Origin of the sequence: Fictibacillus iocasae (assembly GCF_042665465.1) — a bacterium.
Lineage (GTDB): Bacteria > Bacillota > Bacilli > Bacillales > Fictibacillaceae > Fictibacillus > Fictibacillus iocasae.
In genome coordinates this window covers 155,178-164,907 of record NZ_JBHTCP010000012.1, presented here as the reverse complement: position 1 = coordinate 164,907, position 9,730 = coordinate 155,178, and the positions used below count along the sequence as shown (strand labels likewise).

The window sequence follows — 9,730 nt, the reverse complement described above, 5'->3', positions numbered from 1 at the left end:
AAAAACCTTCAAAACCAAGCAGCCTAATTAAAAAAAGCCGAAATTTCCCTTGTGAGGATTCTTTCGGCATTTTTAAACAAAGCAATTATGAAATTGATTCACTTATCTTTTAAAAAAAACTGTTTTCGTAAACATTGTTGCTTTTAGAATTCGAGAAGAGGTTGATCTCCGTTACAGGTGCACGCTTATCCAGAGGTGTGAGGCGAAAAGCACGGGTGGGCTCGTTTAGCCTAGGGCAAGCAAATGAGAAAGGGGCCTAAAGAATCGGTTTTTGACTTATTGGGCACTGGCTCATTTGACCACGAGGGGCTAGCCGCCGTAGCTGGACACAATGAGCCCCAACGCTCTCCAAGCGCCATTGAAGGGTCAGGAAAGCTGTGTAGCAAGACATCAAACGCAAGAAAAAGTGAACTTCTTTTTCGAGGCGTGGGCACCTTTCACTCCGATCAACTTATCAATGAAGTATTTAATGTTGATTAAACTAAAGATTTAGAAGAAGTCATTTAATGATATGCAAGCAATCCCTATAGATAGCATATTGAAGGATGATGTACTACACAGAAGAACTTCAGCAGTTCAATACTTCTCATAGCCGTTCAATCATTAGCAACAATCTCTGCGAAAAGAGCCTTTAAAAAAGAACTTATATCTTATGAATCCTAAAAACGAGCTTTGCGAAATCAGCTTTTCAAAATAAGGGGATAAAAGGAAAAAACGTTCAACTTATTAATTTAATGTTAAAACATCGTAAAATAAGTGTAAAATATATGAAAATAGAGTAAGCAGCTTTTGTGTGAGACTGCAAAAAATAGTATGATTTGTTTAATACAGCCGAATGAAAGCAGGGATCGTATGAGCCAGAAAATATTAGTAGTAGAAGATGAACTATCTATTCTGACATTGCTCCAATTTAATCTCGAACAAGCAGGATTTCAGGTCGTTACGGCGATGGATGGCAGGGAAGGGCTCGAAAAAGCAGAAGCGGAACAGCCAGACCTTATTATTCTCGATTTAATGCTGCCTGAGCTTGACGGTTTGGAAGTATGTAAATCACTTCGGCAAAAACAGCTCTTCATTCCTATTTTGATGCTGACTGCAAAAGACGACGAATTCGATAAAGTTCTCGGGCTAGAGCTTGGCGCTGACGATTACATGACAAAACCGTTCAGTCCGCGTGAAGTGGTGGCTAGAGTAAAGGCTATTTTACGAAGAAGCCAGCAAGCGGCGGCACCTGATTCTTCCGTTAACAATCAGACGAGTGAAAAGCTGGCAGTTGGAGAAGTTGAAGTGTTCCCTGAAAACTATGAAGCGTATTTTCAAGGAAGTGCACTAGAACTGACACCGAAAGAATTTGAGCTTCTTGTTTACCTAGTGCGCCACAAAAATAGAGTCATGACAAGAGAACAGCTGCTTTCAGCGGTTTGGAATTATGATTTTGTGGGCGATACTCGCATTGTGGACGTTCACATCAGTCACCTTAGAGAAAAGATTGAGGAGAATACAAGAAAGCCGATCTACATCAAAACAATTAGAGGTCTTGGCTACAAAATGGAGGAGCCAGTGGTAAATGGCTGATATTAAAAACAGGGTACTGACGCTGTTCCTTTTTGGAATCATGGTCGTATTTACCCTGCTTGCTTTAATCGTTGGAAACATCATTCACCATAATGTAAAAGATAACCGTGTCAACACGTATGAAAAAAACCTAAAGCTGATTGCCTATGTGCTGAGAGTAGACAGCGGAAGTGTAGCCGTAAAAGGGCTGCTCGAGCAGACAGCAGAAGATTTAAATGTGACAGCCTCTATATTAAACCCGAACGGTGAGGCGACAGAAACATCAGGGAATTTTGAGGAAACGAAAGATTTTCCTGTCCAAGCATTGAAAACAAAGGTGGACGGCACATCCATTTATAAAACCACGATCAGCGGCTATGATTACTTTACGATCCGTGTCAGGGAAACGAGAGAAGCGGGCTATGTTCAGCTTGCTGTTAAATCAGGAGCTGACGAAGAGGCGGAACGTTCATTATGGCTTATGATGGCAGCCGGATTCTTTGTCTGCTTTATTATCATATTGATTGTATCCGTGAAAATTATTCAAAGGATTGTACGTCCGGTTGATGAAGCGACGTTTACAGCAAAAGAGCTGGCACGCGGAAACTTCAAAGTAAGGACGTATGAATACCGTGGTGAGGATATTGGCGAACTAAACTATTCCTTGAATGTGCTCGCACGGAATTTGGAGAAAATGACGAAATCTCATGAATCGCAGCATGACAGGCTGAAGACGCTTATTGAAAACATGGGAAGCGGCCTCATTTTGATTGATTCAAACGGATATATTAACCTCGTGAACCGGGCGTTTAAAGAATATTTCAAGGAGCATGCTGATTCCTGGACCGGCCACTTGTTTTATGAGGTCTTTCCGCATGCTGAAATTAAAGAAGTGGTAAAAGAAACGTATCTGACTGAAAAGAATGTACGCCGCGACGTGCTCCTGCCTGTTCACATTGAGCGCAAGCATTTCAGTGTAGACAGTGTACCAATCTTAGACAGCAACGGAAAGCTTCGAGGAATCGTGCTTGTCTTTCACGATATTTCCGAAATGAAGAAACTTGAGCAGATGAGGAAGGACTTTGTAGCGAACGTTTCGCATGAACTCAAGACACCTATTACATCCCTTAAAGGATTTGCGGAAACGCTGCTGGATGGAGCGGGTGAAAATCCAGAATACCGCAAGAAATTTCTTACCATTATTCTCAATGAAAGTGAGCGATTGCAAAGTCTGATACAGGATCTGCTCGATCTTTCCAAAACCGAACAAGGATTCAAACTAGATTGGCAGCCGGTCACTCTTTCTCTATTAGTCAAAGAGACGATGGAGATGCTTGAGAAAAAAGCAGGCGAAAAGGGAATCGCACTAGATTTTAGTTCAAAAGGCGACACGATGATGGATGGCGATGCCCCTCGTATCAAACAGATCATCATTAATCTGATAAGCAACAGTTTGACTTATACGCCTGCGGGTGGACGAGTTGCCATCGATGTAAAGGATGAAGGCAGCAGTGTTTTGCTCAGTGTGAGCGATACAGGCATCGGCATATCAGAAGACGAGATCTCGAGGATATTCGAACGCTTCTATAGAGTAGATAAAGCGCGCAGCAGAAATTCAGGTGGGACAGGTCTTGGCCTTGCTATTGTTAAGCACTTAGTGGAAGCCCATCATGGCACCATCGATGTAAAGAGCGCTGTAGGAAAGGGATCCACGTTTACGATCCGGTTTCATAAAAAACAGGAAGAGTATTGAATTTTACAAATCCTTTACACAGACAGCGAATTAGCTTAATAGTCTTTGGATAATATAAAAGTATCCTTTTTCAGTACCCCCTTACACGAGAGCAGCCGCTCTCGTGCTTTTTTTTGCCTTCGATAGATTCTGCAGTCGTTTAAGTGTTCTTGAGAAGTGATGGACCTCCGCTGCAGGCGGACGCTGCCAGCGGGGGTTGCTGCGTGTGAAGTCAACAACTCAAAAATGCAAGGGCAGCTATCAGTTTCGGCCAGCATAAGGTGAGAGAGGCGAGGGAGGCTTTGTGTTGTGTCCTTCGTCGTTTTTCTTTTCATGTGGGAGCGTGATACAATATAAATAGATTGTGTTGCATTCAGGAGGTCTTATTGTGGCAAATAAATTGGTTTTGATCGACGGCAATAGCATTGCCTACCGTGCTTTCTTTGCGCTGCCGCTGTTAAACAATGATAAGGGTGTTTATACGAATGCGGTTTACGGCTTCACGATGATGCTGATGAAAATATTAGAAGATGAGCAGCCGAGTCATATGCTCGTTGCGTTCGATGCAGGGAAAACGACGTTCCGTCATAAGACGTTCACTGAATACAAAGGCGGCCGTCAAAAAACACCGCCCGAACTGTCCGAGCAGTTTCCGTTTATTCGCCAGCTTCTTGATTCTTTTGGCATAAAGCGCTACGAGCTAGAAAACTATGAGGCGGATGATATTATCGGGACACTCGCCAACAAAGCAGCGGGCGGAGAGTGGTCAGTTAAAGTTTTTACGGGAGATAAAGACTTGCTGCAGCTAGTTTCACCTGATGTAGAGGTCGTTCTGACGAGGAAAGGCATTACCGAAGTCGAAGCCTATGATCTTTCTAAAGTGGACGAGCGCTATGGCCTTACACCTGAGCAGTTTATAGACATGAAGGGCCTTATGGGAGATCCGTCAGATAACATTCCCGGTGTTCCAGGTGTTGGGGAGAAAACAGCAATAAAGCTGATTAAGCAGTTCGGTTCTCTTGAAAAAGTGCTAAGCCAGATTGAACAGGTGTCAGGAGCGAAGCTGAAAGAAAAGCTGTCTGATCATAAAGAGCAGGCGATAATGAGCAAGGAGCTTGCTACGATCACGCAAGAAGCGCCGATTGAGATCGAACTTGATGATACAGGTTATAAAGGGTTTGAACCGGCCGATGTCCTTCCTCTGTTCAAAGAGCTTGGCTTCTCCACCCTCATTGAACGCCTTGGAGGAGATGCAGGTGAGGTCGCTGCAGAGGAAAAAGAAGATGTGCCTTATATCCACGCTGACAGCTTTACTGAAGACATGATTTCTTCTCCAGCAGCATTGATTGTGGAAACATCGCATGATTCATACCGTGCTCCAGAAATTTTAGGTATTGGCATTGCAGGTGAAAACGGCATTTATTATGTGAAGGGTGAGACGGCCCTTCAATCGGAAGCGTTTAAACAGTTTATGTCTTCTGCTTCTAAGCACAAGATTTTATTTGATGCGAAACGGGCGTTTACCGCACTTGCGGGAGCAGGCATCGTGCTTGAAGGGGTCATTTTTGATGCGATGATCGCTTCCTACCTCATCAATCCATCAGATTCCTCAGAGGAACTGGCAGGTGTAGCATCCATATATGGTCTTCCTCCGCTTGACAGTGATGAAGCGGTTTACGGCAAGGGGGCGAAAAGGAAGATGCCTTCTGATGACGAACTGGGAGAACATTTAGCGCAGAAAGCAAATGCCGTCAGGAAGCTCGAACAGATTTTGAGCCGCAAGCTTGAGGAAAATGAGCAGAGTGATTTGTTCTATAAACTGGAACTGCCTTTGTCTATCGTATTAGGAAAGATGGAAACAGAAGGGATAAAAGTTGATCCAGAAAGACTCCGGAAAATGGGGTCTGAGCTTCAGGGCCAGCTTAAGGTATTAGAGAGTGACATTCACGAGTTGGCTGGAGAGGCATTCAACATCAATTCTCCCAAACAGCTTGGAGAAATTTTATTTGAAAAGCTAGGACTGCCTGCAGTAAAGAAAACGAAGACAGGCTATTCGACGAGTGTCGATGTGCTAGAAAAGCTTGAGAGCAAGCATGAAATCATTAGCAAGATTTTAATTTACCGCCAGCTGGGCAAGCTGAATTCCACATACATCGAAGGTCTTTTAAAAGTGATCGACAATGAATCGGAACGAGTTCATACACGGTTTAACCAAGCCGTTGCCCAGACCGGACGGTTGAGTTCGACGGAACCGAACCTGCAGAACATACCGATCAGGCTTGAGGCAGGCAGGAAGATTCGCGAGGCGTTCGTTCCATCTAAGCCAGGTTGGCTTATTCTAGCGGCTGACTACTCACAAATTGAATTGCGCGTTCTTGCCCATATTTCGCGTGATGAAAACTTGATGGAGGCGTTCCGCAATGAAATGGACGTTCATACGAAAACAGCCAGCGATGTATTCAAGGTCGACCCTAAAGACGTCACCTCTGAAATGAGGCGGAGAGCCAAGGCGGTTAACTTTGGGATCGTTTACGGCATCTCTGATTATGGTCTTTCACAAAGCCTCAATATTACGAGAAAAGAAGCGGCAGAATTTATTGATGCTTATTTAAAGAGTTTTCCTGGCGTAAAGAACTACATGGACTCCATCATTCAGGAAGCGAAGCAGCAAGGATATGTGTCTACGCTTCTCCATCGCAGAAGGTACTTGCCTGAGATCACGAGCCGCAACTTCAATCTGAGAGGCTTTGCTGAGCGTACAGCCATGAACACACCGATACAAGGTACAGCGGCGGACATTATAAAAAAAGCGATGGTCGATATGGACGAGAGACTCGAGCAAGAGAACTTGCAGGCGAAAATGCTGCTGCAAGTTCATGATGAATTGATCTTCGAAGTCCCTGAAGAGGAAGTAGAAACGTTGTGTTCGCTCGTTGCCGAAGTGATGGAAAGCGCTGTGATGTTAGATGTTCCGTTAAAGGTTGATGTGAATTACGGAAAAACATGGTACGAAGCGAAATAATAAACAAAGGCAGCCTGTAGGGCTGCCTTTGTTTAAAGATAAGCATGAAAGGAGGCGTTTGTATGCCTGAGCTTCCTGAGGTTGAAAACGTGAAAAATACCCTCTCTCAGCTCGTGATCGGCAAAACGATCGATCATGTTGTTGTGAAATGGGAAAACATCATCAAGCTGCCTGAACTTGACGAGTTCAAAGCTCGCCTAAAAGGGCAGACCATTGAAAAAATTGAACGCCGCGGAAAATTCCTAAAATTAATTTGTAATGAAGATACCATTGTGTCTCATCTTCGAATGGAGGGCCGGTATGGCCTTTTTTCAAAGGATGAACCGGCTGACAAGCATACACACGTCATTTTTTCGTTCACCGATGGCACAGAATTGCGGTATCGTGACGTAAGAAAATTCGGCACGATGCATCTGTTCACTAAAGGAACCGAGGATGCCCAGCTGCCTTTGTCGAAGCTCGGAGCCGAACCGCTTTCCGATGAGTTTACCCCAGTGCTAATGAAAGAAATGTTTCATAAGACAAGCCGCTCTATCAAGGCGGTACTTTTGGATCAGCAGTTCATTGCCGGTCTTGGCAACATATATGTGGACGAAGCCCTCCACTGTGCCGGCATCCATCCGGAAACGCCAGCATGCCGGCTATCGTTGCCCCGGCTGAAAAAGCTTCATTTTTACATTGTAACCATATTGGGAGAGTCCGTCGAAAAAGGGGGCAGCACCATCCGTTCATATGTGAACTCAGTAGGTGAACAAGGAACGTTTCAGCTGACTCTGCATGTATATGGACGAACAGGAGAAAGCTGCCGTACATGCGGTAAGGAAATCGTTCGTTTAGTCGTGGCCGGCAGAGGCACGCATATTTGCACGTCCTGCCAAAAATAACCTTTGTCACCTTCTTTTCATATACTACCGTACTCTGTATGTGGAAAGGGGATATACGCCATGCCATCTTTATCATTATGGCTGCTCGGACTGGCGGTAAGCTTGGATAGTTTCGGCGCGGGATTAACCTATGGAATGAAGGAAATCAAAATACCGTTTCGCTCCATCTTCATCATTTCCTGCTGTTCGGCAGCTACTTTGTTCGCGTCAATGGCTGTTGGCCACGGCATAGAACGATTTTTTTCACCTCATGCTGGCGAACTTTTAGGGGGCATCCTTTTAATCGTGATCGGTATCTTTTTTTTATGGCAGGTGCTGTTTAAAAAAGAAGAGAAAACACTTGTGAACGAAACGAAGGATGTCCTGCATCTTGAAATTAAATCTATCGGTCTTGTCATAAAAATATTCAAGAAGCCGGTAATGGCGGATTTGGACCGGTCTGGAAGCATTACGGGTCTTGAAGCGGTGCTGCTTGGCATCGCGTTGTCTCTAGATGCATTCGGAGCAGGGATCGGAGCGGCGCTTATTGACATGCCGCCCCTTATGACAGCATCCGTTTGCGCGGTGATGAGCTGCCTATTCTTGTGGTCCGGCATGATCGGCGGCATGCTGATGTCTAAATATAGCTGGGTGCAGAAGCTTTCTTTGCTTCCAGGGCTGCTATTGATTATTTTAGGATTAATGAAATTGTAAGGTTAGGGGTAGATAGAATTGATTATTGGTCTTACAGGAGGTATTGCGAGCGGGAAAAGCACGGCCTCTCAATACTTGATTAATAAAGGAATCCCAGTAGTAGACGCAGATAAGATCGCCAGGCTTGTGGTTGAAAAAGGTATGCCGGCATACGAAAGCATAGTCGCGGCTTTCGGAGAAGAAGTATTGGACCGTGATTTATCACTCAACCGTTCGCGTCTAGGTGATATCATTTTTCAAGATGCTTCTAAAAGAGAGCTGCTCAACAGCATCGTCCATCCTGCTGTCCGAACGGAAATGAAAAGGCAGGCTGAGGAGCATTTTCTTGCGGGGAATATGTCAGTTGTCATGGATATCCCGCTATTGTTTGAAAGCAGGCTGACGCATATGGTGGACCGTACAATTCTTATTTATGTGCCTCAAGACATACAGCTGCAAAGGCTGCTAGCGAGAGATTCATTAAAAGAAGAACAGGCTAAGGCGAGGATTTCTTCACAGATGCCATTAGAGGAGAAAATAAACCTTTCTGATGCTGTTGTGAAAAATGATGGGTCAAAGGAAGATTTGTATCAGCAATTAGACCGCGTTTTAACAGAATGGAACATACTTTAAGGCACGCCTTATATGGCAAGTGCCTTTTTTTGCGCCTTTTTTCTCAAAAATATGTTCTTTTTCGCTTTAATTATGATATACTAATTGCAGATAAAGTGGTTATTAAGTATAACATAATTGGAAGGGGCAGCTTCATGAAGGCTAAAGTAGCGATTAACGGGTTAGGACGTATCGGAAGAATGGTATTCCGTAAAATAATGGAGAGCGGTGAAATGGACGTAGTGGCGATTAACGCCAGCTATACTCCAGAGACTCTCGCGCATATGGTTAAATACGACAGCATCCATGGTTTATTTATGGGGGAAGTTATTCCACAAGAAGATTCGCTGCTAGTTAACGGGAAAAAGGTTCTTATTGTTAATTCAAGAGATCCGCGTGAACTGCCTTGGGGCGAGCTTGGAATTGACATTGTTATTGAAGCGACAGGTAAATTTAAAACAAAAGAAACAGCAGGCTATCACTTAGAAGCGGGAGCGAAAAAAGTCATCATCACTGCACCGGGCAAGGATGAAGATTTAACAGTGGTAATGGGTGTAAATGAAAGCGAATACAAAACAGAGGAACATCATATTCTTTCTAACGCTTCCTGCACAACAAACTGTCTCGCACCTGTAGTCAAAGTGCTCGATGACCAGTTCGGAGTAGTTTCTGGCATGATGACGACCATTCATGCGTATACGAACGACCAGAAAAACATCGATAATCCGCACAAGGATTTAAGAAGAGCGCGCGCATGCGGGCAGTCGATTATTCCGACATCTACTGGAGCGGCTAAAGCTATCGCAAAAGTACTGCCGCATCTAGAAGGCAAGCTGAACGGAATGGCGCTGCGCGTACCAACACCTAACGTATCCCTTGTTGATCTAGTGGTAGAATTAAAGACTGACGTTACAGCAGAACAAGTGAACCATGCGTTCATGTCAGCTGCAGAAGGATCCATGAACGGTGTACTCGCGTACAGCGACTTGCCGCTCGTATCCATTGACTACAACCATAATGAAAATTCATCTATCGTAGATGGATTATCCACCATGGTCATGGAAGACAGAAAAGTAAAAGTTCTCGCATGGTACGACAACGAATGGGGCTACTCTTGCCGCGTCGTCGACCTCGCCAAACTCGTCGCCACCCAGCTCAATGTAAAAGCAGCGAACATGTCAGCATAATTTTGATTAAAAATAAAAAGGAACCCATAACCGGGTTCCTTTTTGTGCTGTTGCTTGTTTTTACCTT

The 9,730-nt window shown here is 44.4% G+C and carries 7 protein-coding genes; all 7 read left to right on the top strand.

The window, feature by feature from the left end:
* Positions 1 to 852: 852 nt before the first annotated feature.
* The 7 genes from ACFQPF_RS06705 to ACFQPF_RS06675 all read left to right on the top strand — a co-directional run bounded on the left by ACFQPF_RS06705 (position 853) and on the right by ACFQPF_RS06675 (position 9,663).
* The gene (locus ACFQPF_RS06705) at positions 853 to 1,575 is read left to right on the top strand and encodes a winged helix-turn-helix domain-containing protein (protein WP_379747845.1); all 723 of its coding nucleotides are present in this window, start codon (positions 853 to 855) and stop codon (positions 1,573 to 1,575) included.
* Positions 1,568 to 3,307, top strand: a complete 1,740-nt coding sequence (gene pnpS / locus ACFQPF_RS06700; protein WP_379747842.1) for a two-component system histidine kinase PnpS — start codon at positions 1,568 to 1,570, stop codon at positions 3,305 to 3,307. Before ACFQPF_RS06705 ends, pnpS begins: the two co-directional genes overlap by 8 nt.
* Positions 3,308 to 3,674: 367 nt before the next feature.
* Positions 3,675 to 6,308: a DNA polymerase I gene (gene polA / locus ACFQPF_RS06695; protein WP_379747840.1), complete on the top strand. Its 2,634-nt coding sequence runs from the start codon at positions 3,675 to 3,677 to the stop codon at positions 6,306 to 6,308.
* A gap of 62 nt (positions 6,309 to 6,370) precedes the next feature.
* Positions 6,371 to 7,192, top strand: a complete 822-nt coding sequence (gene mutM / locus ACFQPF_RS06690; protein ID WP_379747838.1) for a DNA-formamidopyrimidine glycosylase — start codon at positions 6,371 to 6,373, stop codon at positions 7,190 to 7,192.
* Positions 7,193 to 7,252: 60 nt separating this feature from the next.
* Entirely contained in the window at positions 7,253 to 7,885 is a 633-nt protein-coding gene (gene ytaF / locus ACFQPF_RS06685) for a sporulation membrane protein YtaF (RefSeq protein ID WP_379747836.1), read from the top strand.
* 12 nt (positions 7,886 to 7,897) lie between these two features.
* Positions 7,898 to 8,497, top strand: a complete 600-nt coding sequence (coaE, locus tag ACFQPF_RS06680; protein WP_379747855.1) for a dephospho-CoA kinase — start codon at positions 7,898 to 7,900, stop codon at positions 8,495 to 8,497.
* A 134-nt stretch (positions 8,498 to 8,631) separates the two neighbouring features.
* Entirely contained in the window at positions 8,632 to 9,663 is a 1,032-nt protein-coding gene (locus tag ACFQPF_RS06675) for a glyceraldehyde-3-phosphate dehydrogenase (protein ID WP_379747834.1), read from the top strand.
* Positions 9,664 to 9,730 lie beyond the last annotated feature (67 nt).